Genomic DNA, 24960 nt, shown 5'->3' with positions numbered 1-24960 from the left:
CCATGCTGCGGGTCGCGGACCTGACCGTACGGCAGCCGGACACCGGCCGTACGCTGCTGTCGCAGGTGTCCTTCGAGGTCGCGGCCGGTGAGTCGGTGGCGATCGTGGGCGAGTCCGGCTCGGGCAAGTCGCTGACCGTGCGGGCGCTGCTCGGCCTGCTGCCCGCCGGCCTGGAGTCCACCGGCCTGGTCGAGATCGACGGGCGGCGGGTCGACGACGACCCCAAGGCCAGGCGACGGCAGCGCGGCGGCACGGTCTCGCTGCTCATGCAGGACCCGTTCACGCTGCTCAACCCGCTGCGCCGGGCCGGGAAGCAGATCGCCGACGGCCTGCCCGAGGGCGCCGACCCCAAGACCGAGGTGCCGAGGCTGCTGGCCGAGGTGGGGCTGCCCGGCGAGGTGGCCGGACGGTACCCGTTCCAACTCTCGGGCGGCATGCGGCAGCGGGTGGGCCTGGCCTGCGCGCTGGCCGCCGCGCCGCGCATCCTGCTGGCCGACGAGCCGACCACCGCCCTCGACGCCACCACGCAGCGGGAGGTCCTCGCCCTCATCCGCCGCATCCAGCGCGAACGGGACATGACGTTCCTGCTCATCACCCACGACCTGCGCCTGGCCTTCTCGATGTGCGACCGGGTCGTGGTCATGTACGCGGGCCGGGTCATGGAGGTCGGGCGGGCCGCCGAGCTGCGGCAGGAGCAGCGGCATCCGTACACGCGGGCGCTGCTGGCCGCCGAGCCGCCCGCCGACCGGCGGCTGCCGGTCATCCCGTCCGTGCCGGGCTCGGTGCCGGCCCACGACGCGGTCGCCGGGCGTTGCGGGTTCGCCGACCGGTGCGCGTACGCGGTGGAGGAGTGCCGGACGGGCGTGCCCGGCCTGGTCGCCGTGCCGGGCGGGCAGGCGCGCCTGTCGGCCTGCGTACGGGCCGCCGCGCTGCCCGCCGCGCCGCCGCCCCCGCAGGGCGTGCCGTCGCCGCCGCGCAGCGCCGCCAAGCCCCTGCTGGAGGTCGCGGGCCTGCGCAAGACCTACGCGGGCGGGTCGCGTCCGGCCCTGGCGGGCGTGGACCTGACCGTGGCGCCGGGCGAGGTCGTGGCCGTCGTCGGCGAGTCGGGGTCGGGCAAGACCACGCTGGCCCGCTGCGTCACCGGCCTGGAACGCCCCGACGCGGGCGTCATCACCCTCGACGGGCTCGACTGCTCCGACCACGCCCGCATGTCCCGCCAGGCCGTGCGCCAGGCCCGCCGGACCACGCAGATGATCTTCCAGGACCCGTACTCGACGCTCAACCCGGCGCGTACCGTCGGGGCGACGCTCAAGGAGGCCCTCGCCGCCGAGGGACGCCCCACGGACGTCGGCGCGCTGCTGCGCCTGGTGGGCCTCGACCCCGCACTCGCCCGCAAGCGCCCGGCCGGCCTGTCGGGCGGCGAGCGGCAGCGCGTGGCCATCGCCCGCGCCGTGGCAGGCGAGCCCCGCCTGCTGGTCTGCGACGAGCCCGTCTCCGCCCTGGACGTCTCCGTGCAGGCGCAGGTGCTCACCCTGCTCGCCGGGCTCAGGGAACGCCTGGGCATGGGCCTGCTGTTCATCACCCACGACCTGGCCGTCGTCCGCCAGCTCGCCGACCGCCTGTACGTGCTGCGGGCCGGCGAGTGCGTCGAGACCGGCGACGTGGACCGGGTGCTGGACGCCCCCGCGCACCCCTACACCCGCGAACTGCTGGCCAGCGTGCCCGACGGAAGCAGCCGCTGGCCCGGCTAGTCGTAGGAGATCAGCGTGAGCACCCGGCAGCCGCGCTCGCCGGTGGCGTAGACGTGGTCGACCTCGGCCCCGAACCGGACGGCGTCACCCTCGGCCAGCCGCACCGACCACGTGTCGCTCTCGACCGTCACCTCGCCGGACACCACGTAGGCGTGCTCCACGGACCCGTGCCCGTGGGCGCTCCTGGCGCTGCGCGTCAGCGGCGGCAGATCGCCCTCGGCCAGCTCGAACCGCCGCCGGTCGGCCGTGGCGAACAGGCTGCGCACGGTCGTGTCGCCCACGGTGACCGGCATGCCCTCGCCCCTGCGCAGCACCTCGGGCTCGGGCAGGTGGGTGCGGGTCAGCTCGGCGAACGTCAGCTCCAGCGCCGCCGCCAGCCGCGTCAGCACCTCGATCGTCGGATTGGCCACCCCGCGCTCGATCTGCGAGATCAGCGCCTTGCTCACCCCGGTCAGCTCGGCCAGCTCGCGGACGCTGAACCCGCGGGCCAGCCGCGTGCCGCGCAGGTTGCCGGCCAGCGCGCCGCGCACCCCGGCGGCCTGTCCGTTGGTCAACGCGAGTTCCTGCCGCACGTGGTGAGTCCTTCCTGTCCCGGCGTCCACCCCCATCATGCCCTGCGCGTCAGGCCACCTTGTCCAGGAAGCCGGACACCGCGGAGACGAACGCGGCCGGGTCGTCCACCCATGGGAAGTGCCCGGCGCCGGGCAGCGTCACCAGGGTGGCGTCGCGGAACAGGGCGGCGAAGGCCGGCGCGGACAGGCGGCAGGGGTGGGCGTCCAGGTCGCCGGTCAGCAGCAGCGCCGGCGCGTCCAGCGTGTCCAGCCCGGCCCTGACCTCCTCGGGCGGCACCGGGGACGGCGCGTAGAAGCCGTCCGCCGCGGCCTCGGCGCACTCGTCCTCGGCGCCGGCCGCGTGCGCGGCCGTCTGCTCGGTCCAGGGGCCGTAGAAGAAGCGGTGGCGTTCCACGCCCTCGTCGGCCAGGAAGGCGGCCAGGGCGGCGGGGTGCCACGGCTCGTCCTTGCGCAGGTCCAGACCGGCCTGCCAGTCCTCCTCCGTCGGCGGGAGGCCCGCGGCGACCGACGAGGGCGTGACCAGGCACAGGGATCTCACGCGGGCCGGATGCAGCCCGGCGTACCGGACGGCCACGTTCGCGCCCGCCGAGTGGGCCAGCAGGTCCATCCGGGCCAGTCCCAGATGCTCCCGCAGCGCCTCGACGTCCTCGGCCAGCCGGTCCCACCGGTACGTCCCGGGGTCGGCCGGGATCGCCGAGTCGCCGGTGCCCCGGCCGTCCAGCAGGATCAGCCGCCGGGGCAGGCCGCCGAGGTCGCCGAGGTAGCGGGAGGCGCGGCCCGGGCCGCCAGGCAGGCACACCAGCGGCTCGCCCGTCCCGTGTACGTGGTAGGCCAGCTCGGTCCCGTCGTGCGCGAGAAAGGAGGGCATGCGGTGATTATGCCGGGTGTCCCTGGTCGCCGGGAGGCGGCGGATCGTCGAACCGGGGCCGCTGCGGCGGGCCGCCGCTCACCGACCGCACGATCGTCGCCGCGACGTGGTGCACCTTGAGGTTGCGGTCCTGGGAGACGTTGCGCAGGATCTCGAACGCCTGGTGCGCGGTGCAGCGGCGCTGCGCCATGACGATCCCGAGGGCCTGGTCGATGACCGGGCGCGTGCCGAGCGCCTCCTTGAGCTGCGCCGCCACCTCCCGCGTGCGGGCCGCGTCGATCGCCACGTCGAACAGCACGCCGACCAGCGCGGCGCCCACCTCGGCCGCCGCGTGCGTGCGGGCGGCGAAGCCGTCCACGCCGGCCGAGTAGAGGTTCAGCGTGCCCAGCAGCCGTCCCTGGGAGATCAGCGGCTCGGCGTGCAGGCTGCGGACCCCGTGCGGCACAGGGCAGAAGGCTCCCCAGCGGGTCTCGCCGGCCGCGAGACCGGCCGCCGTGACCGGACGGCCGGTCTCGATCGCGTCGAAGCTCGGCCCCCGCCCGGCCGACGACTGCAGGCCGTCGAGCACCCTGGCGCGGGCATGCGCGCACGCCGCCGAGCGGATGCCACGCTCGGTGCACAACGTCACGCTGACCAGCGGAGAGTCGGGCATCGCGCGGGCGGCGACGACGACACTCCGTGCCAGCGCCCGTTCGAACTCGTCGATTCCGGCCGGAACAGCGGTCCTGTTCAACAAATCCCTCGCGCTTGGCTGCGGCTCACGCCTGCGACCAGACAGCCTGCCCCTCCAGCGGGGTTCTAAGCCCGCCCCGCCGGGGGATTTTGTCAGGCGAGGTAGCGGTCGATCTCGGCCAGGTAGGCGTCCTTCAGGTGGCGCGGCAGCCAGGTGATCTCGAACGCGTTGCGCTCCAGCTGGGCCAGCTCCTCCCGGGTCAGCTGCAGCTCGCCCTGCAACGCCACCAGGTTCTCGCTCACGTACCCGTCGAAGTACGCCGGGTCGTCGGAGTTGACCGTCACCCGCACGCCGAGCTCCATGAGCTTGCGGATGCCCTCGGACTTCATGGAGTCGGTGACGTACCCGTTGGAGATCGGGCAGCAGGTCAGGCCGATGCCGCGGGCCAGCACCAGGTCGACCAGCCGCTGGTCCTCCAGGATGTTGACGCCGTGGTCGACGCGGTCGACGCCGATCTCCTCGATCGCCTGGCGGATGTGCTCGATCGAGTTGTCCTGGTCGACGTCGCAGTGCATGGTCAGCAGGTAGCCCTCCTGCCGGGCCCGCTCGTACACGGCGGCGAACTTGGCCGGCGGGTTGCCCTTCTCGTCGGAGTCCAGGCCGATGCCGACGATCCACTCCTTGTACGGCAGCGACTCCAGCAGGGTCGCCATCGCGTACTCGGCCTGGAAGTCGCGCAGGAAGCACATGATGAGCTGGGCCCGCACCCCGAGCTGCCGGTCGGCGTCGATCAGCGCCCGCCGCAGGCCCCGGATCACCACGTCGAACGGCACCCCGCGCGAGGTGTGCGCCTGCGGGTCGAAGAAGATCTCGGCGTAGCGCACGTTCTGCTCGGCGGCCTTGCGCAGGTAGGCCATGGCCAGATCGTAGAAGTCGGGCTCGGTGCGCAGCACCTGCATGCCCTCGTAGTAGACCTTGAGGAAGGACGGCAGGTCGTCGAAGGAGTAGGCGGCCCGCATCTCCTCGACCGAGGCGTAGGGCAGCGCGAGACCGTTCCGGCGGGCCAGGTCGAACTTGAGCTCGGGCTCCAGCGTGCCCTCGATGTGCAGGTGCAGCTCGCACTTGGGCAGCCCGGCGATGAAGTCCTTCATGATCAAACCTCCGTGAGGATGGGGTCGACGACCTCGAGCCGTACGCAGTCGACCAGCCCGAGGTCGGTGACGGCGTAGTCGGGGATCGCGGTGATCGACAGGAAGAACAGGTACATCAGCGGCGCCGGCAGCGTGCAGCCCAGCTCGCGGGCCAGGTCGTCCAGCCGCTCCTCCAGCACCGCCATCTCGGCGGCGGGCAGGTCGGAGACGATGCCGCCGACCGGCAGCGGCAGCAGCGCCCGCACCTCGCCGTCCACCACCACGGCCTGGCCGCCGCCCTGCTCGGCGACGGTGTTGACGGCCAGCGCCATGTCCTCGCGGGAGGCGCCCACGCAGATGATGTTGTTGTCGTCGGGGGCGGCGCTGGTGGCGATCGCGCCGGCCCGCAGTCCCATGCCGCTGACCATGGCGACCGGCTTGTTGCCGGTCTTGCCGTAGCGCTCGACGACCGTGACGAGCAGGGCGTCCTGCTCCACGGACGGCTCCACGACGCCGTCGGCCACCGGCAGCGTCACGTCACGCCGCCGGCGGACGAAGACCTGCTCGGTGAACCCCAGGGTCAGCACGGTCGCCTGGTCGCCCTCGGCACGCAGCACCAGGTCGTCGGCGGTGACCGGCTCGATCGGGAACGGCCGCACCGGGCCGCGCTCGGGGGCGGGCGTCGGCGTGACCATCCGGCCGTCCCTGGCGGCGGGCACGCCCTTGGCGATCACCTCGCGGACCCGGAAGTCCTCCAGCGAGTCCACGATCAGCACGTCCGCGAACCGGCCGGGGGACAGGCTGCCCACCAGGTGGTCGATGCGGTACATCTCCGCGCAGTTCACCGTGGCCATCTGGATCGCCGTCACCGGGTCGACCCCCGCCGCGATCGCCATCCGGACGAGCTTGTCCATGTGCCCGCCCGCCAGCACGTCGGCGGCGTGCACGTCGTCGGTGCAGAACGCCAGCCTGCGGGAGCCGGCCAGGGCCACGGCCTTGATGTTCTCGTCGAGGAAGTGGGCGACGGACGACTCGCGGATGATGCCGTACATGCCGCGGCGCAGCTTCTCCAGCATCTCCTCGTGCGAGTACGACTCGTGGTCCAGCCGCACCCCGGCGGCCGCCAGCCCGCTGATCCGGCGCGGGTCGGACAGCGGCGCGCAGCCGAACACCGGCAGCCGCCGCTCCCGGGCCAGGTCGAGGGCCTCCATGACGGCGGGATCGGAGTGTTCCACCATCTCCTGGACGGTCTCCCAGATACCCACACATTCCGGCCATTCGTGGGCGATCCTGTGCTCAGCCGGGCCGAACGGGTGCCCGACGGTCGACTCCGGCACGGTGTAGGGCGCCTTGGCGGGTGCACCCCACCAGATTCGCATGCCGGTCGCCGCCGACTCGTCCAGGAAACGCCGTACGCCCGGCAGTCCCTCGGCCACGAGGATCTGGTCCAGCCCCGACACCACGCTCGTCGTGCCGAACGGCACCACCAGGTCGGCGAAGCTGGTGACCGACAGCTTGCTGCACTCGATGTGCAGGTGCCCGTCGATCAGGCCGGGCACCAGGTAACCGCCCCGGGCGTCGATGACCTCGGTGTCCGGGCCGCGCTCCAGCACCGGCTCGACGGCGGCGATCCGGCCGCCCACGATGCCGATCTCGGCCGGATAGAGCTCGCCGGTCAGCACGTTGACGAGCGTGCCGCCCGTGATGATCGTGTCCGCGGGCCGCCGCCCGTACGCCACGTCCAGCAGGTCGCGGTCCATCATGCCTCCACAGTCCGTACGGCGGGCCGGGGCACGAGCAGCGCGTACGCCGCGCCCGCCACCAGGAAGCCCGCGAAGATGCTGAAGTCGCTGCCGCCGGTCGCTTCCGACAGCGGCCCGACGAAGACGGCCGAGTTGATCCACAGGGCCGCCGCCACCATGCCCAGGACCTGCGCGATGATCGCCGGCCACCGGACCTGGCCGGGCGCCTGCTCGTCGAACAGCGCCTCGGCGTCGTAGCGTCCCCTCCTGCGCAGCCAGTCGGTGAGGTAGACCCCGGCCCAGGGCGCCAGCCAGATGATCAGCAGCGCGAGGAAGTTGTTGAGCATGGTGTTGAAGTTGTTCGAGGTCACCGCCACGAACGTGATGATCACGCAGAGCACGAGGTCGCCCACGACCGCCACCCAGCGCTTGACCTTGATCCCGGCCGCCTGCAGGTTCAGCCCCGAGGAGTACAGGTCGGTGGTGTTGACCGCGAACAGCGACACGATCGCCAGCAGCAGGTACGGCACCACGAACCACTGCGGCAGCGCGCTCGGCAGCCCCGAGATCGGGTCGGTGTTGTCCTTGACCACGGTCGCCACGGCCGCCCCGAGCGTCATCAGCAGCACGTACGGGACGAACCCGCCGAGGGCCGCGTAGCCGAAGACCGCCTTCTTGGAGGAGTTCGCCGGCAGGTAGCGGGAGTAGTCGCCGCCCAGCGGCCCCCACGACAGCCCGCCCGCCGACATGATCATCGCGATCGCCATCGTGAACGTGGCGAAGTCCGCCGACCCGCCGCCGCCACCGAGCTGCACCTTGGGCGCGATCAGGATCGCCATCAGGCCGAACAGCACGACGAACACCCAGGTGAAGTACTTCTGCGCCTTCATCACCGCGGCGTGCCCGATCAGCGGCAGCACGAGCTGGATCGCCGCGGCCACCAGGATGACCACGATCTTGAGGCCGAGCCCCTGATCGCTCACCCCGGCCTGCTCCAGCAGCGACAGCGCCGCGAACGTGATGAGCACCATGCCGCCGGCCTCGAAGCCCACCATGTTCAGCCAGCCGAAGAAGCTGAGCGCACGGGCGCCCTTGGGGCCGTAGGCGGCCCTGGAGACCGCCATGGTGGAGGTGCCGGTGGCCGGGCCCTGCAGGCTGGTCAGGCCGACCAGCGGGAAGGACAGCAGGTTGCCGATGACGATCGCGATGACCGCCTGCGTGAAGCTGAGCTGGAACGCCGCCACGATGGTGATGCCGTAGACGAGGGTGAAGATGCCCATCGTCGTCCCGGACCAGAGGAAAAGCAGGTCACGCGGGCGGCCGTACCTTTCGCCGGCCGAGACCAGTTCGATCCCGCGTTGTTCCATGGCCCCTCCTGAGGGTCGCTGGTGTGTGCGCACACAGTGAACCGTAGGGGGATGACCTGGTGATTTATCCAGACATACGAGCGTACCGGGGGGCAGTTGTGCCCTGGCTACAAAGTGATCGCCAAGCCGACCGCGAACAGCAGCCCGTACGCCATCTGGAGCTTGCCCGTCTGCTGCAGGACCGCGATCAGCGCCGGCCCGACCGCCTTGCCCAGCACGGTCCTGATCGGGGTGACCGCGAGCGGCGCGGCCAGCGCCGCGAGCGCCGCCCACGGCGTGACCGCGATCATCGCCAGCGCCACGACGAACGGCACCACCTGGCACAACACGTACAGCGCCCGGGTGCGCTCGGCGCCCAGCACCACGGCCAGGGTGCGCTTGCCCGACGTGCCGTCCGTCTGGACGTCGCGCAGGTTGTTGACCACCAGCATCGAGCACGACAGCAGGCCCACCGGGATCGAGGCGAGGAAGGCCGTCCAGCTCAGCTGCTCGGTCTGCACGTACGCGGTGCCCATGACCGGGACCACGCCGAAGAACACGAAGACGGCCAGCTCACCGAGCCCGCGGTAGCCGTAGGGACGCTTGCCGCCGGTGTAGAACCAGGCCGCCGCGATGCACGCGACCCCCACCAGCAGGATCCACCACGCCCGCGTCACGACCACCAGCACGAGCCCGAGCACCGCCGCGACCGCGAAGCAGCCCAGCGCCGCCGTCAGCACCTGCCGGGGCGTGGCCGCCCGCGAGCCCACGAGCCGCATCGGGCCGACGCGCTGGTCGTCGGTGCCGCGGATGCCGTCGCTGTAGTCGTTGGCGTAGTTGACGCCGATCTGCAGGGACAGCGCCACGAGCAGCGCCAGGACCGCGCGCCACCAGACGAATCCGCCGTCGCCGACCGCCACGCCCGTACCGACCATGACGGGGACTACGGCGTTGGGAAGGGTGCGCGGGCGCGCGCCCGCGATCCACTGACCGGGGGTAGCCATGCTGTCGAACCTCTAGCTGATATCCGTGGTGAGCCTGACCATGCGGATCGGGCGGCCCATGTCGAGGACGCGTTCGGCCATGTCCTCGCCCCAGCCGGCCGACTCCAGGAAGCCGAGCACCGCGTAGTTGTCGGCGAACACCCAGGTGACGATCTGGCGGAAGCCGTCCTCACGCAGGTAGTCGACGGTGGCGTTGAGCAGGCGGCTGCCGTGGCCGCGGCGGACGAAGTCGGGGTCGACCAGCAGCGTCAGCATCTCGGCGACCCTGCTGGGATCCAGGTCGGGATCCTCGGCGGGGGCGTGCGAGGCCAGCCCCACCACGCGCTCGCCGCCGCGCGGGGTCGTCAGCGCCGCGCTGCCGCCCGCGCCCAGGGCGGGGAAGCCCTCGGTGTCGAGGATGGTCTCCACCGCGACCAGCACCCGGTGCGTGGGGCTGGGCGGGGCGACGATCGCCTCGTCCCACTGGCGCAGCCACATCTTCTCGGCCGCCGGCCCCGTCATCTGCTCGAGTGGGCCTTCCGGGAGGAACTCCCGATATCCGTAGCGCCAGGCGCGGATCTGAGTATTCGCAACCTGAAGAACATCCTCGCGCCGGGCCGCCCGGACGCCTACGTCTGCCATCTCGGCCCGCTCCTTCGCCTGCCGTTCGTGCCACAAGGCACGAGTTACACCGTATCGGTGTTTGAGCCTTGGAGACGACGCGAACCCCGCTTCCTCGCCCGGTAAGCGCGTGTCTTGGTGCGGTCAGCGCATACCCGCATCGAACACCATGAGCGCGAACGATTCCCGGACGTGTCGATGAACGCCCGCTGACATGTTCCCACCCGCCCTGCCCCCGCACAGATCTTGAGCCGCTCCCAAGCGACGTCGACCACCGCGACGGCCTCGGCCCGACCGGCGTGGCGCGGTCATCGGCCCGCCCGCCCCCGGCCCCGCACTCCATCGAGTGTCCGATCACGGGACCTGCGAGTCCAGCGCCCGTCCGAGTCTTCGCACCCCCTCGGTCAGGACCTGCAGGTTGGCGGCGGCCATGTGCGTCACCCTGATCCGCGGGCCCGGCGGCTCCGACGGGTAGTACATGCGCCCCGGACTCACCAGCGTCCCGTGCCGCCTGGCCGCCTCGACCAGCGCGTTCTCGTCCACCTCCGGAGGCAGCCGCAGCCACAGGTGCAGACCGCCGATCGGCATCAGATGCACCTCCGCCCCCGGGACGTGGGCCGCCAGCGCCGCCGCGAGCGCGTCCCGCCTGGCGGCGATCTCGGCATGGACGGCGCCCAGATGCCTGCCCCAGGCCGACGAGCCCACGAACTCCAGCGCCGTCTCCTGCAACAGCCGCGCCACGAAGAAGGACTCGACCAGCTGGGCGGCCCGCAGCCGGTGCGCGGCCGGCCCACGGGCCACGACCGCCGCCACCCTCAGGCTGGGGGAAAGGATCTTGGTCAGCGAGCCCACGTTGACGACGGTGCCGTGCGCGTCCATGGAGGCCAGTGACGGGGGAGCGGCGGGGGTCAGGTAGCGGGCGTAGTCGTCCTCGATCACGAACGCCCCCGCCGCCCTGGCCACCTCCAGCACCTGCGCGCGCCGGTCCGGGGGCAACGTCGCGCCCGTGGGATTGTGCAGGGTGGGCTGGCAGAAGAACACCCGCGCGCCGGTGACGGCGAACGCCTCGGCCAGCAGGTCCGGCCGTACGCCGTCACGGTCCATCGGCACGGCCGTGGCCCGCAGCCCGGCCGCCTTGGCCGCCGCCAGCGCTCCCGGGTAGGTGGGCGTCTCGACCAGCACCGGCGTGCCGGGGGCCGCCAGCGCCCTCAACGCGTGCGTCAGCGCCGCCTGGCCGCCGCTGACGATCAGCGCGTCCGCCGCCGTCACGTCACCCCCGGCCTGCCGGGCGAACCAGCCGCGCAGCTCGTGCAGGCCGTTGAGCGGCGGCACGGCCCACACGTCCGGACGGCGTGCCGCCCGAGCGGCCGCCGCCGCGAGCTGCCTGTCCGGTCTCAGCCCAGGGTTCAGGTAGCCGCCGGTCAGCGGCACGACCTCCTCGGGCGGCTGGGCGAGCAGCGCCGCCACTGGCCCGTCGTCCACGACCCGGTCGCCGAGGGCGACCGTCTGCCAGGACAGGTCCACGGGATCCTGCCCGCGGACGGCCTGGCGCGGCGCCACGAACGCGCCACTGCCCGGACGCGACACCACCCGCCCTTCGGCGGCGAGCTGGCCGATCGCGCGCGAGACCGTCACGGGGCTGACGTTGTGCCGCCGCGTGATCTCCCGGCTGGACGGAAGCCGCGCACCAGGCCCCAGCCGGGCGGCCTCTTCGCGCAGTATCGCAGCAATCTGAGCAATACTGCTATCGTTGGACATGAAAGACAAGGATAGCGCTATCGCCCACCCCGCAGTAGCACTCCCACCCCCCACCCCTGAAGAGACCATCACCGCACCTCACGGCATCACCCCCTCCAAGGGCACCGCCGGCGCGCCCGCACCCCCTCCTACGACCCCTGGGAGGATCAGCCCCGCATCTCGGCCCGCCACCTCCGAAAGGGCCGCCGGCGCGCCCGCGCCCACTCCCCGCACTCCCGACGGGACCAGCGCCTCGTCTCGCGACACCGTCAGAGGGACCGGCAGTTCGCCCACGCACCCTCCCACCACCCTCGCGGGGACCGTCGCCGCATCCGGCGGCACCCTCAGAGGCAACGCGCCCGCATCTCTTGCCACCACCTCCCAGGGGACCGGTACGTCGAACGGCCCCGATGACCCACACCGCGCCTCCACAGGGACCATCAGCGGGCCCGCCACGCGCGCCCGCCAGGGGACGATCCTGGCCTTCCTGGGCGTCCTGGCCTTCTCCGGCAGCTTCCCCGGCACCGTCTACGCGATGCGCGGCTTCGACCCCTGGCTGGTCGCCATCGGCCGCGCCGCCGTGGCCGGCGTCATCGCGCTGATCTGCCTGAAAGCCGCCCGCATCCCCCTCCTCCCGCCCCGCCCTCACTGGCCCGCGTACGCCGTGATCTCCCTGGGCGTCGTCTTCGGCTTCCCGGTCTTCAGCGGCCTCGCCCTCGACCTGGGCGCCAGCACCTCCCACGCCGCCGTGGTCATCGCCCTGCTCCCCGCCGCCACCGCCGCCTGCGCCGTCGTACGGGCAGGCGAACGCCCCCGCCCCCTGTTCTGGGCCGCCTGCGCCGCCGGCGCCGCCGCGATCCTCGCGTTCACCCTCACCCGGGGCCAGGACGGCGCCGCCTGGCCCGACCTGCTCCTGGTCGGCGCCCTCCTGTCAGCCGCGCTCGGCTACACCGAAGGCGGCCGCCTGACCAGGACGACCCCCGGCTGGCAGGTGATCAGCCACGCCCTCGTCCTCTCCCTCCCCGTGACCGCCGTGATCAGCGCGACCCTGGCCGTCACCACCCCCGTCGCGCCGACCGCCCCCGCCCTCGCCGGCTTCGCGTACGTGGCCCTGATCTCGATGTTCCTCGGCTTCATCCCCTGGTACGCCGGCCTCGCCAGGGGCGGCATCGCCAGAGCCGGCCAGACCCAGCTGGCTCAGCCGCTGCTGACCCTCGTCTGGGCCTGGGTCCTGATGGGCGAACGTTTCGGCCCGGCCACCGTGGCTGCCGCGCTCGCCGTCCTGGCCTGTGTCGCCGTCACGCAACGCACCCGCTCGTAAGGACGGACCTGGCAGGACGACGTACGCGCCGGGTCGCGGCGATGCTTGCATGGCGTGACGCCCCCACGCAGGATGGGAGAGGAGGTGTCACAACCATGGCGGACCTCACGATCCCGGAGGGCGGCTTCTGGCCCGCGCCGGAGATCCCGCAGCCCAACATCTACCCGATGGAATGGCGCGTGGAGACGGAGAAACTCGCGGCCATCTACGAGAAGTCCAAGCGCAAACTCTGGAACCCGGCCGACCTCCCATGGGACGGCCTGAAACCAGAGGACTTCACCCGCGAACAGCGCCTGGGCATCATGTACTGGTTCGCCGTCCTCGCCAATTTCGACGCCTCGGGCCCGGCCGTCTTCGCCCGCGCCACCATCCAGGCTTTCGAGAAGCACGAGGAAGACCCGGTCAGGAAGTGCTTCTTCTCCATCACCCGTGACGAGATGAACCACGAGGAGTGCTGCCAGCGCACCATCGCCCGGCTGTGGCCCGGCGGCCCGCTCAGCTGGCCCCCCGAAGACGATCTCGAAAGGGCCGCACACAACAACATCGGGTGGCTCTACCACAACGGCGGCCGCTACTGGAACGGCTACACCAGCGCCGTCGGGAGATACTCGCTCCCGGTCCTGTTCACGAGTTTCATGATGGGCGAGATGGCCGCGTCCACGCTGTTCAGGGGCATGGCCACGGGCACCCGGCATCCGGTGTTCGGCGAGATGTTCCACCGCATCGGCCTCGACGAGTCCCGCCATCTGCAAATCTGCATGACCATTCTGGAGAACGAATGGCCGGGCCTGACCGACGAGACCCGCGGCCTCATCACCCGCCAGCTCCGAGCCGGTTTCGTCTTCCTCTCCATGATTCTCTGGGAGCCTCCGGAAGGTTTCTGGGAACTGCCGCCGTACTTCCTCGACAATCACCGCGTCCTCATGGACCACGCGAGGGAGGCGGGCCTGGGCGTGCTCTCGTACGAGGAGCAGAAGGAGAACTGGCGCGTGGCCATGGCGAAGGTCCGCGCGATCGTCGAACGGTGGGGCATCGCCTTCCCCGCCATTCCCGAGCTGGACCTGGAAGGCGTCGAGGTGAACTTCATCGACCCGGAGGAGATCATCCCCGTCTTCTAGGATGCGCATATGTGGCCCCGCATCGACGGACTCAGAGTCCTCGCCCTCGGCACGCCCGGTGAAGTGCGTACCCTGCTGACCGATCTGACCCTCTCGGGCGCGAAGACCGCCACCGCCGGCCTGCTGCCCCTCGACTACGAGGCGGAAGGCGAGGAGGTCGAACACGTCGGCGAACACCTGATCCTGGTGAACGACGTCGGCGAGAAGGCCGCCACCATCGAGATCACCTCAGTGGCGCTGGTGCCCTTCGCCGAGGTGCCGTGGGAGTTCGCCGAGGCGGAAGGCGAAGGATTCACCTCGATCCAGCACTGGCGAGACGTCCACCACAGCTACTGGTCCTCCTTGGGCCACGAGGTGAACGCCACCTCCACAATCGTCTGCCTCCACTACCGCCTCCTGCCCTCCTAACCCCCTCACCCAACCCACCTCGCTTCCCGCTTCCCGCTTCGGCCTCAGCTCCGCACTTTTGGGTTGCGGTCGTTCTCTCGCTGCTGTCGTTGCTGGGCGCGTCACTTCTGGGGTGCCGTCACTCCCATCTCGGCACCGCCGGCGACACTCGCCCCAACCTGGCTCTCACCTGTCCCCGCTCTCGTTCTCCGCTGTGGCCCAAGTCCTGCACGCTTGGGTTGCGGTCGTTTCCACGCTGCTGTCGTTGCTGGGCGCGTCTCTCATGGGGTGCCGTCACTCCCGTTTCGGCACCGCCGGCGACACCCGGCCCAACCTGACTCTCACACATCCCCGCCTGCGTCCCCACCCCCGCTGCCCTCCGAACCATCGCCACCGCCCCCGACGAACGTCCCCTTCCCCTTGACCGTGTGCACGAGCCGCCGCCTACGCAGTTCCCGCACCACGTTCCTGACAGTTGACCGCGCCACATCGAACTCGGCCTCCATGGCGAGCTCGCTCATCACCGCCTCGCCGGCCCGCAGTTCACCTCGCAGAATCTGACCCTGGATCATCTCTGCGATCTGCACGTAGATCGGCACAGGCCCGTCTCGGTCGAGCATGCTCAAACCTTAGACGTCTGGATACAAGCAGATGAGCGAACCTCAGACCTGGGGCCACGACTCTTCGGGCGACACGTAACTCCCGCGCTGCGGCACGGTGTAGATCCACCCCTGCTCCCGCAACAACGCCATGGCCCGCCGTACCGTCTCCCGTGCCACGTCGTACTGCTGCACCAACGCCGTCTCACCTGGAATCGGCCGCTTGGGCTGGAACTGCCCCGCCTTGATCTGGGCAGCCACATCCGACGCGATCTGCCGATAGAGCGGCTCTTTCCGCTGCTTACGCGGAGCTTCGTCAGGTACGCCGACGAACGTCCCCTCACCCTGAACCGTGTAGATGAGCCCTTCCTCGCGCAACACGTGGATGGCCCGACGAGCCGTCGTCCGAGCGACCCCGAACTCGTTCTGAATGTCGGCCTCGCTCGGCACGGGATGCCCGGACGCAAGCCCCTCGACCCGCCGCCGAAGGATCTCCGCGATCTGCACGTAGATGTGGGTGTCGCCATCGTAGTCCAGCACACCGGCAAGATAGACGAACCCGTACGAGCCCGCCCATATCCTCCTGTCTGATCAGACAGAGTCGTCTTTCTGTACAGGCGAGCGGATACAACCAGACGTATGCTCCAACCATGGCCGAACACCCTGCGAACGACGAACACTGCTTCGGCACCCACCCCCCTGACCCCCACCCCCACCCCGAACTCACCCGCATCCGCTGGTATCCCATGCGCCCAACCGGCGAACACGTACGGGTCCAGGCCTACACCTGCGCCTGCCGACCCACGTCCTATGAGCTCTGCCAAATCGGAGGCCAGTGCTTCATCCGCCGAACCCGGCGCACCCGCAAGGGCGTCTACGTGGACGAGAGCCTCCGAAGCTCCGTAACCAGGACCTCTCTGCTCTGGGCAATCCTGCTGGCCGTCGACCCCGTACAACCCGGCCTACCCACCCCTGACTGCCATGTGAAAAGCGCCCATTCTCCGGGGGCGTACCCTGATTTCGCCATCCGAGCCATCGCCCAAGTCGGACTTTCCTGATTAACGCGCAAGCACCGGTATTACTTCCAGCAACCCGAGATGACAGAAGTAGGAGCCACAGTTCCAGAATGGCTTTGCATGCCACCTTGGACACGGCACACTGTTCTTCGCGGCCATCACGTAGGCTCCTTCGTTCTCGGACAAGGCCCTAGAAGGAACACGGGATGGCCGTCACCATTCCTCAAGGCAACCAGCGTCTCGCCGAGCTGCTCAAGCCGGACCTGAAATCGACGCCCATTGCTCAGCGCCATCCCGTTCGAGCAGTCAAGCAATCCGCGACAACCCCGGCAAGGCGAGCCCCCGACTTGAGTCGGGGGCTCGAATCCGCGCTACGCGTCATCCTTCGCCAACAGGCGATCAAGTCTGAGCCCTAGATCGTTCAGCTGGAACCGAAGGCCCTCCAGCATCGTCATCGTCTCCAACAGGCTGGCGCTGCAGCCCTCGTCGAACCGCTTCCGGAGACGTGCGATCTCGAAGTTGAGGATCTCGAAGTCCTGACTGACCCCCGAGCGAACATCGACGATCTCAGCCCTCGCAGCAGCCAACCCGGCCAACACCGCGTCGTGGCTCCCCGAGCACGAACGAGTCTCCAACGCCTGCAGACGGAGTTGTAGATCGAGGATCTCCACCTCAACGTTCACGTACCCCTACCCCTTACCAGTGGATGACGGGAAGCTCGGCCCCGCACTGGCGCCGAGCTCACTTTGTGCGAGCACATATTGACAAGCCGTCCGCGCCCGACGCGATCGCCGGCAAGCACCTCTGGAGTGGTTTTCTTCTCCCGACAGCTCGAGCTTGTTCCAGGACGTTCTCATCTGCCCGGCATGTCGGAGGAAAAAAGACCACCTCGATAAGAGGCAGATCGTGCATATGTGTTAGCCGGGATCACTCACCCACTCGCAGACACTTACGAAATTGCGACTCCAATTCAGGCCTGTCTGACGCCACCGCAACGCAGGCGTGCCGAATGGCTGGACCCAGACCATTTCCAGCCGTCCGGCTGATTGAACGCAATCCCGAATGCAGTAGAACGCCCCGGCGTTACCCGGACGACCTGCTCCTACCGCTGATTCGTCCCTGGCCTCCCGCCACAACCCGCCCGAACATGGCCACATGACGATCACCTTCGTCACCGGAGCCAACAAGGGGCTCGGTCACGAGACCGCCCGCCGCTCATCGAACTCGGTCACACCGTGCTGCTCGGCGCACGACATCCCGAGCGAGGCACGCAGGCCGCCACCGCACTCGGCGCGCGCCTTGTCCGCATCGACGTGACCGACGACGCGTCCGTCGCCGCAGCGGCCGCCGATGTCGCCGCCCACGAGGGCCGAATCGACACTCTGATCAACAACGCCGGCATCCACGGTCCTTCCGGCGCCCCGCCACCTTGTCCGGCACCGACGCCATGAACCTCTTCGACGCCAACCTCGCCGGCGTGGTCCGAACAACCACAGCCTTCCTGCCGCCGCTACGCCGATCACCCGACCCGGTCATCATCAACGTCAGCAGCGGCATGGGCTCGCTCGCCCACACCCATGCCCCGTCCCGGCCCGAATCATCGGCGATCGCGCCGCCCTACACCGCCTCAGAGGCAGCGCTCACGATGACCACTCAGTACGCCAAGGCCCTGCCCACATCCGCATCAACGCCGCCGATCCCGGCTACACCGCCACAGACCTCAACGGCAACAGCGGCCCCCAACCGTCACCGAAGGCACGGACGCGATCGTCGCCCTGGCCAGAGAAACGCCCGGCGCACGCTCCGGACGCTTCGTCGACCGAACCGGCGAGATCACCTGGTCCTGAACCCGTCGCCCCCGGGGAGAGTGACCCGCAACGAACACCACCGAGAAACGTTCCAATGCAAGCCCGGGTGTGGCAGAAGCGGCGACTTCCACCCGAAAGCCATACCTCGGCAGTACCTCCTCCAGCGCGAACAGGCTGCCCCCTCTCCATTGACCCGAATCGACACCAGAGACAGAAGGGCCTCCATTTGCCCTTCGTCCTCGGTTGCGTAGCCCGCGCCCAGCGGGGGTTGTAGGCGTTCAGCCCTCTTGCAACCTTCAGCCGAGCTGACCTGTACCGCATCAGTTCGCCCAGCCCCCAATGGCCAGATGGCCACGCGTGGGGTTGATGCCCTGGAGAAGTCACCTCGACGAGGGCAGGGAGATCCCGGCCCTCACCGCCTCCAGAGGCACTGTTGGTGCTCCTGCGCAGCCGAGCACCAACACCACTCACAGTCGAAGGATCGCGGGAGAACCGAAAACAAACACGCCCCTGTCAGCCACTCGTCCGCGGTGCCATCCAAGTGTGGGCCGGTCTCGGGTCGGCCCGCTCCCAGAGCTCTGACACCCCACATCCAGTTCCATCACCACACGGTTCCATGCCATGCACCATGTCGACTCCCGCAGTCGCCGTGATCAGGAACAGGCCAATCGACGTCGCAACAGCAGGCGCCCTACGCCAACAACCGACCGGCGCCTGCTGCCACCAGCACCCGGCCTCAACCCTTACGTTTCGCCATGTTGATCACTTCGGTGAGACGGAGTGCCAGGCTCGCCAGCACAGGATCGCTGACCTGTACCGCCCCAGCCCCCTCCTCGCCCGCAGCCTCAACCGAGGCCCCGACGTCGTAGCTCATGACAGCGCCAGGATGCACCACAACATCCCCGCTCATGTGGCTACCAGTGCTCTGTGCCGCCTGCACATCCCTGAGCAGACGCCCCCAGGTCCCGTCCGCAGACCAGCGGCGCTGCCGTTTGTAGACCGTGATCCAACATCCGAACCGATCCGGGAGACTGCGCCAAGGCGACCCGGTACGCGCCTGGTACAGCACCCCGTTGATCACCATTCGCTGCTCTCCGTGCCGCCGCCGCTCAACTGCACCGTCAGGCAGCAACGGCACCAGCCGTTCCCACTCCGCATTGGTCAGATCCGTATGGCGCAATTTATCCCTACCCTCGACTGCCATCTGCTCTCAGCCTCGTCACCAGGGCAATAAGGACGGCCATCGCAAGTCCCCTTCGAATAGCAACGATTCAAGGGGTGAAGGAGGCTTGCAATGGCCGCAGGAACCAGTGTGCCTTCTCCGTCATGGGCAGCGCAGCAGATCGGCAAGGTTTGGCCAAAATTTCCAGGCGGACGCGACAGGAGGCGTATTCCGTCAACGCCTAACCCTCATGACCAACGTCTTATGCTCAACAGACGCCATTCAAGAGGCAAGGGGCAAACCGGTACAGTCCTTCGGTGGTGATGTTTGAAGCCTCAGATCTGGGCGAGCTGCCTCGGTATCGCCGAGCCATACTTCCTCAGTGGGCGCAGCTGCGAATTTTCGATTGCTGCCGACCGTCCAGAAGTATCTGGGCCAACGGTCCATTCTCGCGACTGGATCACTGACCGGCCAAATCTTATTCGCGAGAAGGAGAAGCGTGGTCCCGCACTCTCCGGGATGCGCGGGACCACGCCAAGGCGAGTCTGTTGGCCAGCCGACGTCCATTACAGCCTCAACTCGCGCCATTAGATTCTCATAACTGCCCCATGTGTTTCTCCTGTTCGGCGCTATCGGCGGGAAGATTCCCTTTGAGCCTCCCCGAGCTCGAATCTCCGCCGAGGTCCCAGATGAAGGTGATTTACATGGAGATCCGCCTCCAGGCAGCGTCCGTGATGATCAGATGGTCGAGGAGGCGTAGCCCGACTGTCTGAGCGGCCTCGGCCAGGCGTGCCGTTACTTCCAGATCGGCATCGCTGGGATCGAGAGAACCTCCAGGATGATTGTGGGCAACGCCGAACATGGCACCACCGGTGGTGAGCACCAGAGAGATGGTCTCCCGCAGCGGCACCGTCGTGTGATCGGCGCCCCCCTCCGCCAGCACCGAACGCTTCAGCACGCCGCCCCGCGTATCGCACACCACCACGACGAAGCGCTCGTGCCCGAGGCCACGCAGTAAAGGCGCGCAGACCTCCGCCAGATCGGCTGTGCTGGCGATGCGGGCCCGCGCAGGCTCCGACGCCGCACGCCGTACGAGGTGAAACGCCGCCGCCACCCGCGCGGCCTTGGCCGGCCCTATACCTCGCAGTCTGAGCAGCCGATGCGGGTCCGCGCGCCCGAGCGCATCGAGATCACCGCAGTGTTCGATGACTTGACTGGCCAGCTCCAGCGCGCTCGCCCCACGAAAGCCGGAACCGAGCAGGACAGCCAGCAGCTCCCGGTCGGCAAGCACCGCCGCGCCGCTCGACATGAGCCTCTCTCGCGGCCGATCGCGCTCGTACAGATCTTTGACTCGCATTCGCAACCTCCGCACCCGTTCTATCAACGAGGACCGACAATCCCAGCTCCTCAATTCCAGGCCCTAGAAGCGTGCAATAGACGGAGATATCACGCTTGATCTACGCGGATGGCAGTCGTGGATCTTCAGTGAGAGGAATGGGCGGCTTCGTATCCGTTCGACGCGGGCCCTGCCTTCAGGCAGTGCGCTCGTATGGCGACATGAGGGTAATCACTCTCTGTTCGTCATGTGGTCGCCTACTTCTGAGTATGCCGTCTACCAGCATCGATGTCAGCTTCGGCAGTGTTGGGAGCCAGACGATGGTCCCTGGCTTCGGCCGACGCCGGCGCCTCCAATTCCGCCACAAGCTCCAGGCCGCCCTTGTCATCCGAGAAAGCGCCAGAATGCCTGGCCTATCAGCGCCGTGCTAGGAGAAGGCGGGCGAAGATTTGAACCGCTTGTCTACCGTGTCCACGAGGCGCCTTCCTGGTCTCGATGCAGTGTCGATCATTAAATGGGCATTATCGGGATAATTCCGATAGAGGCAGTGCGGCTCGTCGGCCCCTGCTCAAGGATCTCGTCGACCGCGAGCCGCTCGCACCACGCTGAGGCTTTCATCTTGGGGCCGTTAAAGGCAGTTGCTGATACTCAGCCGGGACACATCTCGACTCGAGTCGTGCGTCGACGCCCGATGTCGCCGATCGAATGCCCGAGATCTCAGAGGAGCGTGACCTCGTCGGCTCGCCGAGGCGGCCGGGTGCCGTCCCAGGTAGGGCGGCAAGCGCGAGCACAGGCGGCTTGCGCCACAGGACCTCGGCGTCGGGATCGGTGCCATGGCCATCGTCTCGACGTCGGTGCGCGTCTGATCGGAGTCGATCTTCAGGAACACGTCATCTACGCGCAGGGTTGCGGCTCGTCATGAGCAAGGACGACCTCGACCTGCTCCACGTCGGCCAGATCGTGGGGATGGCCACCAGTGCCGCCAGGTATTGCGCGTCCGCATGGCTGACTGCGTCCCGCTGCCTGGCCGTCTCGTCCGCAACGCCGGGAGTTGGCCGATCGAGCAGTGAGACATTTCTCGTCTGAAGCGCACCTGGCGGTCCGACGGCGGAGCGCCCGACTGACAGACCCTTGAGAGGCTCCTGGTGGATGGGTCGAAATCAGAGCACTGTGGGAAGAATCGCGCGCTGCTTCACTGCGCCGCAGCATCCTTGTCCCGCAGCACCCTGCCCCACGTCACCGACAGCATCCAGTGCCACCGCACCGCCGGCGGCTCACGATGGCACCCGGCTCGCAGGAATCACCGGTTCCGGCCCACGTGGGCAACGGCGACACTTACGCGCCCGGTCGCTGGCTTCCCCCATCGGCACCACCGTCGCCGGGCAGTACGTCGGTGAAAATTCGACCTGCTTTGCCCAGCTCACATCTTGTGCGCCAATCGGCCATGTCAACGGGCGTCATGACGGAAGCTGGGGTGTCGCCTTCGGCTCCCTGAGACGTCGCTTCCCGAGTGACTGTTTGCGGGCAGGCGAGGCTCCAGGCGGCGAGGCGCGGCGCCGCCCGGAGCTCTGAATCCGGTCAGACGGGCATGCTGTACATCATTCTGAAGCGATCACCTGGAATGACGATGTCGCTCGTTTCCACAGGACGTTCGCCGGCCCAATGCGTACGTTCGACATGGAGAACGTGAACCCCTGCCGCCAGGTCGAGCGCGTCGCTCTCAGCCGGTTGGGGCACCCGGGTGTGGATGCACTCGACCACCTCAGTGATCTTTATGCCATGGGCGTACATTCTCGCGACCAGACTCCGGCGCTCCTCCTCGGTGTGGGCGACGAACGCCATCGGCTCGTAGGCGGTGACAAGCTGGATCGGCTTGCCGTCGCCGCGAAAGACGTAGTTCGTTCTGGTCAGCGTGGATTGTTCGTCGATGCGTAGGCGTCTGGCGATGTCAGGGCTGGCATCGGCTGGTTCGCTGTGCCAATCCCACGTCACGCGTCTGCCTTGCGACTGCAGGTCGGACGCGAACGGCGCGGGGTGATCCAGGAAACGCCATCGATGCAAGGGGGTCAAATTTGGACGGTCCCTAACGTAATGGCCTGAACCGACGCGGCCGATGATGAGACCTTCGCCCGCGAGTACGCGGAGAGCGTGACGGGCAGCGGTCTCGCCGACCTGGTACTTGCGGGTCAGCTGCGCCCGTGAGGGGATGGGCGCGCCTGGGGGGAGGGTGCCGTCGAGGATCTGCCGCCGGATGTCTTCGACGACACGCAGGTAGACCGGATCTGAGGTGGCCACTAGTCCATCCCTGGGGGTTCGTGTGAGGCGTTGCCCCATGTTGCCGTATTCGACAGGTAACCGACCGTCATCGATGACTGCTGGAGCCCCAACTTTGCGATGGTGAAAAATTATCGGAGAAACCCTGTAACGCTGATGTAAGGGACACCGATTCTCCGGTAGAGGTCGTCGATGTGTGTACCCCCGAGCACATATCGGCGACCTCTTCCAATGCGCGCGCCGTCGAGAGCGGCCGTTGCGGCGAGTTCGTCCAGCCCATTTGGTACGTTGCGCACTGGTTTGCGGGTTTTCTGACCTGTTACTGACCGAATTCCCGGTTCCGCGGCTGAAGGTGCGATCGCAGCGAGCTGAGCAAGAGCCTGTCGGACGGGATCGTGGGCCACACCATGCTGCGAAGTCCATGCGCAACCGTGTGACAGTAAGTAGTCATACTGCTCGCAGGCATGGAGGAGTCACGCGCAGGACGAGGACGCACGTGATCAGTGGCCTGCAGCGGATCTGGTTTCTGGTGGGCCAGGAGAGCGGCTGATGAGAGTCGCAACACACGCAGAGCCGTCAGCCTCGGCAAAGTCTTGCCTGTGACTCAGCCCTCATGTCCGAGGGGCTGCAGAGCGACGCCACCTTGCAGGTGACTCCGCGATCGGTAGTCGGCGACAGCCTCGGGGCCCTGTAGCTTCGAGGCCCTGTGTGGGCTGGCCCTCATGAAGGTCAGCTTTCGGCCTGGCATCAAGCGGAGTGGTCCTCTGATATCGCAAAGAAGTGGCTGTGTTGGAGAGGGCCACCTTGTCCCTAGGTTGTGACCTTCCGCCCTCGTCTTGACTGTTGGCTCCGTGTGCCCTTCGGGGGCGGCGTTCTGAGGCCGTGCCTGTAAGGAGTCCATGTGATCAGCATTGACAAGCTCATGCCGTCCGACCGGGACGTCTGGGAAGACCTGTTCCGGTCGTACATCCACTTCTACCAGCGAGTTGAACCGGATGAGATGTACGAACGGGCCTGGCAGGAATTCCAGGCGGACTCCCGGATGCACGCCCTCGGTGCAAGGTTGGACGGGCGACTCGTCGGCATCACGCACTTTCTGGTCCATGCCAGCACCTCGGCCCCTGACGCCGACGTCTGCTATCTCCAGGATCTGTTCACCGCTGCCGATGTCCGGGGCAGGGGAGTGGGACGCAAGTTGATCGAGGCCGTCGCCGACTGGGCTCGGGATCACGGCTGCTCCCGGGTCTACTGGAACACCCATGAATCGAACAGCACTGCGCGCCGTCTCTACGACAAGGTCGCCGAGAACCGGGGCTTCATCAGGTACCAGATCGAACTGTCGAGGTAAGGACTGCCCGGAGGCTGTCGAAGTTTCCCCTTCGATCCCGTCCGGGGAAAGGGAGAACATGAGGATTCGCCTGCTGACCGGGTGATCGCAGGCGAAGCCCATCGGGTTGCACCAAGCGGTCGCCCTTGTAGCCTTGCCCCTCCGAAGGCCCGCGAATGAGGGCAAATGCCCCCGCGAGGCAGGCAAAGCGGGGTGGCGACGTCCAACGCTTTTGCGAATCCAGGTAGCGTTCGCACTATGGCATCGCCAACTGGAACCGCCGAAGCACCCTTCGGTCGCATGCTGACCGCGATGGTCACGCCGTTCACCTCTGACGGCGACGTCGACTACGAGGGAGTACGACGCCTGGCCACCTACCTGGTGGACGAGCAGCGCAATGAAGGCCTGATCGTCAATGGGACGACAGGCGAGTCGCCCACCACCTCGGACGACGAGAAGCGACGGATCGTCAGCGCCGTCCTCGAGGCTGTTGGCGACCGCGCGGCCGTAGTGGCGGGGGTGGGGACGAATGACACGCGCCACACCGTCAAGCTCGCGAAGCAGGCGGCGGACGTGGGCGCCCACGGGTTGCTGGTGGTGACGCCGTACTACAACAAGCCTCCGCAAGAGGGGCTCTTTCAGCACTTCACCGCCGTGGCTGACGCCACCGAGCTCCCGGTGATGCTCTACGACATCCCCGGACGCAGCGGCGTCCCGATCAAGACTGAGACGTTGATCCGCCTGGCGCAGCACGACCGCATCGTGGCCGTGAAGGACGCGAAGGGCGACCTGTTCGCCGCCAGCCAGGTGATGACGGCGACCGATCTCGTCTTCTACTCCGGCGACGACCTGCTCAACCTGGCCTGGTTGTCCCTTGGTGCCGCTGGGTTCGTCAGCGTCGTCGGGCATGTCGTGGGCTCCGAACTGGCTCGCATGATCGAGCTGCACAAGAGCGGTGATGTGAAGCAGGCACTGGAAGTACACGGTCAGGTGGCACCCGTGGTGGACGGGATCATGCTGAAGGCCGGTGGCGCGATCATGGCAAAGGCGGCGCTGAGCCTGGTGGGCGTGCCGGTGGGACCGGTACGTCTGCCGCTCGTGGCCGCGACAGAGAAGCAAATCGCCGAGCTGCGTGCTTGCCTGGTGGCCGGCGGGGTGAAGTTGACGGACGCATAGGAACGGGGAGGAA

22 protein-coding genes and 1 pseudogene are annotated in these 24960 nt (G+C 68.4%); 7 read left to right on the top strand and 16 right to left on the bottom strand.

Features of this window, described 5'->3' with window-relative positions; all coding sequences use genetic code 11:
- Positions 1-2: 2 nt before the first annotated feature.
- Positions 3-1751 (top strand): ABC transporter ATP-binding protein, encoded by a 1749-nt coding sequence (locus tag ABZ815_RS05800; RefSeq protein ID WP_357694665.1) that lies wholly within the window; start codon positions 3-5, stop codon positions 1749-1751.
- Here ABZ815_RS05800 and ABZ815_RS05795 read toward each other — a convergent pair.
- The 10 genes from ABZ815_RS05795 to ABZ815_RS05750 form a co-directional block, all read right to left on the bottom strand.
- Entirely contained in the window at positions 1748-2323 is a 576-nt protein-coding gene (locus ABZ815_RS05795; protein ID WP_357694385.1) for an XRE family transcriptional regulator, read from the bottom strand. The two genes, ABZ815_RS05800 and ABZ815_RS05795, sit on opposite strands and share 4 nt — an antisense overlap.
- A gap of 49 nt (positions 2324-2372) precedes the next feature.
- A complete protein-coding gene (locus ABZ815_RS05790) occupies positions 2373-3191 on the bottom strand; it encodes an alpha/beta hydrolase (RefSeq protein ID WP_357694383.1) in 819 nt (272 codons plus the stop codon).
- Positions 3192-3198: 7 nt separating this feature from the next.
- Entirely contained in the window at positions 3199-3924 is a 726-nt protein-coding gene (locus ABZ815_RS05785; RefSeq protein WP_357694381.1) for a GAF and ANTAR domain-containing protein, read from the bottom strand.
- A gap of 92 nt (positions 3925-4016) precedes the next feature.
- Entirely contained in the window at positions 4017-5015 is a 999-nt protein-coding gene (locus ABZ815_RS05780) for an adenosine deaminase (protein ID WP_357694379.1), read from the bottom strand.
- 2 nt (positions 5016-5017) lie between these two features.
- Positions 5018-6757 (bottom strand): adenine deaminase C-terminal domain-containing protein, encoded by a 1740-nt coding sequence (locus tag ABZ815_RS05775; protein WP_357694377.1) that lies wholly within the window; start codon positions 6755-6757, stop codon positions 5018-5020.
- A complete protein-coding gene (locus tag ABZ815_RS05770) occupies positions 6754-8103 on the bottom strand; it encodes a cytosine permease (protein ID WP_357694375.1) in 1350 nt (449 codons plus the stop codon). The genes ABZ815_RS05775 and ABZ815_RS05770 overlap by 4 nt, the downstream gene beginning before the upstream one ends.
- Before the next feature lie 107 nt (positions 8104-8210).
- Positions 8211-9086, bottom strand: a complete 876-nt coding sequence (locus ABZ815_RS05765) for a 1,4-dihydroxy-2-naphthoate polyprenyltransferase (RefSeq protein ID WP_357694373.1) — start codon at positions 9084-9086, stop codon at positions 8211-8213.
- A gap of 12 nt (positions 9087-9098) precedes the next feature.
- Entirely contained in the window at positions 9099-9587 is a 489-nt protein-coding gene (locus tag ABZ815_RS05760) for a GNAT family N-acetyltransferase (RefSeq protein WP_357694371.1), read from the bottom strand.
- 164 nt (positions 9588-9751) lie between these two features.
- Complete coding sequence (locus tag ABZ815_RS05755) at positions 9752-9961, bottom strand: CGNR zinc finger domain-containing protein (protein WP_357694369.1); 210 nt, start codon at positions 9959-9961, stop codon at positions 9752-9754.
- A gap of 79 nt (positions 9962-10040) precedes the next feature.
- Positions 10041-11444: a PLP-dependent aminotransferase family protein gene (locus ABZ815_RS05750; RefSeq protein ID WP_357694367.1), complete on the bottom strand. Its 1404-nt coding sequence runs from the start codon at positions 11442-11444 to the stop codon at positions 10041-10043.
- A gap of 418 nt (positions 11445-11862) precedes the next feature.
- Here ABZ815_RS05750 and ABZ815_RS05745 point away from each other — a divergent pair, with 418 nt between their 5' ends.
- The 3 genes from ABZ815_RS05745 (at position 11863) to ABZ815_RS05735 (ending at position 14270) form a co-directional block, all read left to right on the top strand.
- A complete protein-coding gene (locus ABZ815_RS05745) occupies positions 11863-12744 on the top strand; it encodes a DMT family transporter (RefSeq protein WP_357694663.1) in 882 nt (293 codons plus the stop codon).
- Between the two features lie 95 nt (positions 12745-12839).
- The gene (locus tag ABZ815_RS05740) at positions 12840-13862 is read left to right on the top strand and encodes a hypothetical protein (RefSeq protein ID WP_357694365.1); all 1023 of its coding nucleotides are present in this window, start codon (positions 12840-12842) and stop codon (positions 13860-13862) included.
- 9 nt (positions 13863-13871) lie between these two features.
- Positions 13872-14270 carry an ASCH domain-containing protein gene (locus ABZ815_RS05735; RefSeq protein WP_357694363.1) on the top strand — a complete coding sequence of 133 codons (399 nt, stop codon included), beginning with the start codon at positions 13872-13874 and terminating at the stop codon, positions 14268-14270.
- A gap of 320 nt (positions 14271-14590) precedes the next feature.
- On the opposite strand, the gene ABZ815_RS05730 is transcribed toward ABZ815_RS05735, so the two are convergent.
- The 3 genes from ABZ815_RS05730 to ABZ815_RS05720 form a co-directional block, all read right to left on the bottom strand.
- Positions 14591-14869: a GntR family transcriptional regulator gene (locus tag ABZ815_RS05730; RefSeq protein ID WP_357694361.1), complete on the bottom strand. Its 279-nt coding sequence runs from the start codon at positions 14867-14869 to the stop codon at positions 14591-14593.
- Between the two features lie 42 nt (positions 14870-14911).
- Positions 14912-15388 (bottom strand): GntR family transcriptional regulator, encoded by a 477-nt coding sequence (locus ABZ815_RS05725; protein ID WP_357694359.1) that lies wholly within the window; start codon positions 15386-15388, stop codon positions 14912-14914.
- A gap of 847 nt (positions 15389-16235) precedes the next feature.
- Positions 16236-16547 (bottom strand): hypothetical protein, encoded by a 312-nt coding sequence (locus ABZ815_RS05720; protein WP_357694357.1) that lies wholly within the window; start codon positions 16545-16547, stop codon positions 16236-16238.
- A 552-nt stretch (positions 16548-17099) separates the two neighbouring features.
- Here ABZ815_RS05720 and ABZ815_RS05715 point away from each other — a divergent pair.
- The gene (locus tag ABZ815_RS05715; protein ID WP_357694355.1) at positions 17100-17315 is read left to right on the top strand and encodes an SDR family oxidoreductase; all 216 of its coding nucleotides are present in this window, start codon (positions 17100-17102) and stop codon (positions 17313-17315) included.
- A gap of 1291 nt (positions 17316-18606) precedes the next feature.
- Here ABZ815_RS05715 and ABZ815_RS05710 read toward each other — a convergent pair.
- The 3 genes and pseudogenes from ABZ815_RS05710 to ABZ815_RS05700 all read right to left on the bottom strand — a co-directional run.
- Positions 18607-18876: pseudogene (locus ABZ815_RS05710) on the bottom strand (transposase); the annotation flags it as partial.
- A gap of 658 nt (positions 18877-19534) precedes the next feature.
- Complete coding sequence (gene radC / locus ABZ815_RS05705; protein ID WP_357694353.1) at positions 19535-20191, bottom strand: DNA repair protein RadC; 657 nt, start codon at positions 20189-20191, stop codon at positions 19535-19537.
- 1557 nt (positions 20192-21748) lie between these two features.
- A complete protein-coding gene (locus tag ABZ815_RS05700; protein ID WP_357694351.1) occupies positions 21749-22465 on the bottom strand; it encodes a GntR family transcriptional regulator in 717 nt (238 codons plus the stop codon).
- 880 nt (positions 22466-23345) lie between these two features.
- Between ABZ815_RS05700 and ABZ815_RS05695 the strand changes: the two genes are divergently transcribed.
- A complete protein-coding gene (locus ABZ815_RS05695) occupies positions 23346-23792 on the top strand; it encodes a GNAT family N-acetyltransferase (protein ID WP_357694349.1) in 447 nt (148 codons plus the stop codon).
- A 237-nt stretch (positions 23793-24029) separates the two neighbouring features.
- Positions 24030-24947, top strand: coding sequence for a 4-hydroxy-tetrahydrodipicolinate synthase (gene dapA / locus ABZ815_RS05690; protein WP_357694347.1), 918 nt, complete (start codon positions 24030-24032; stop codon positions 24945-24947).
- The last annotated feature ends 13 nt before the right edge of the window (positions 24948-24960 follow it).

The organism is Nonomuraea sp. NPDC047529 (genome assembly GCF_040642995.1).
Taxonomy (GTDB): Bacteria; Actinomycetota; Actinomycetes; order Streptosporangiales; family Streptosporangiaceae; genus Nonomuraea.
This window is presented reverse-complemented; position numbering and strand designations above follow the sequence as displayed.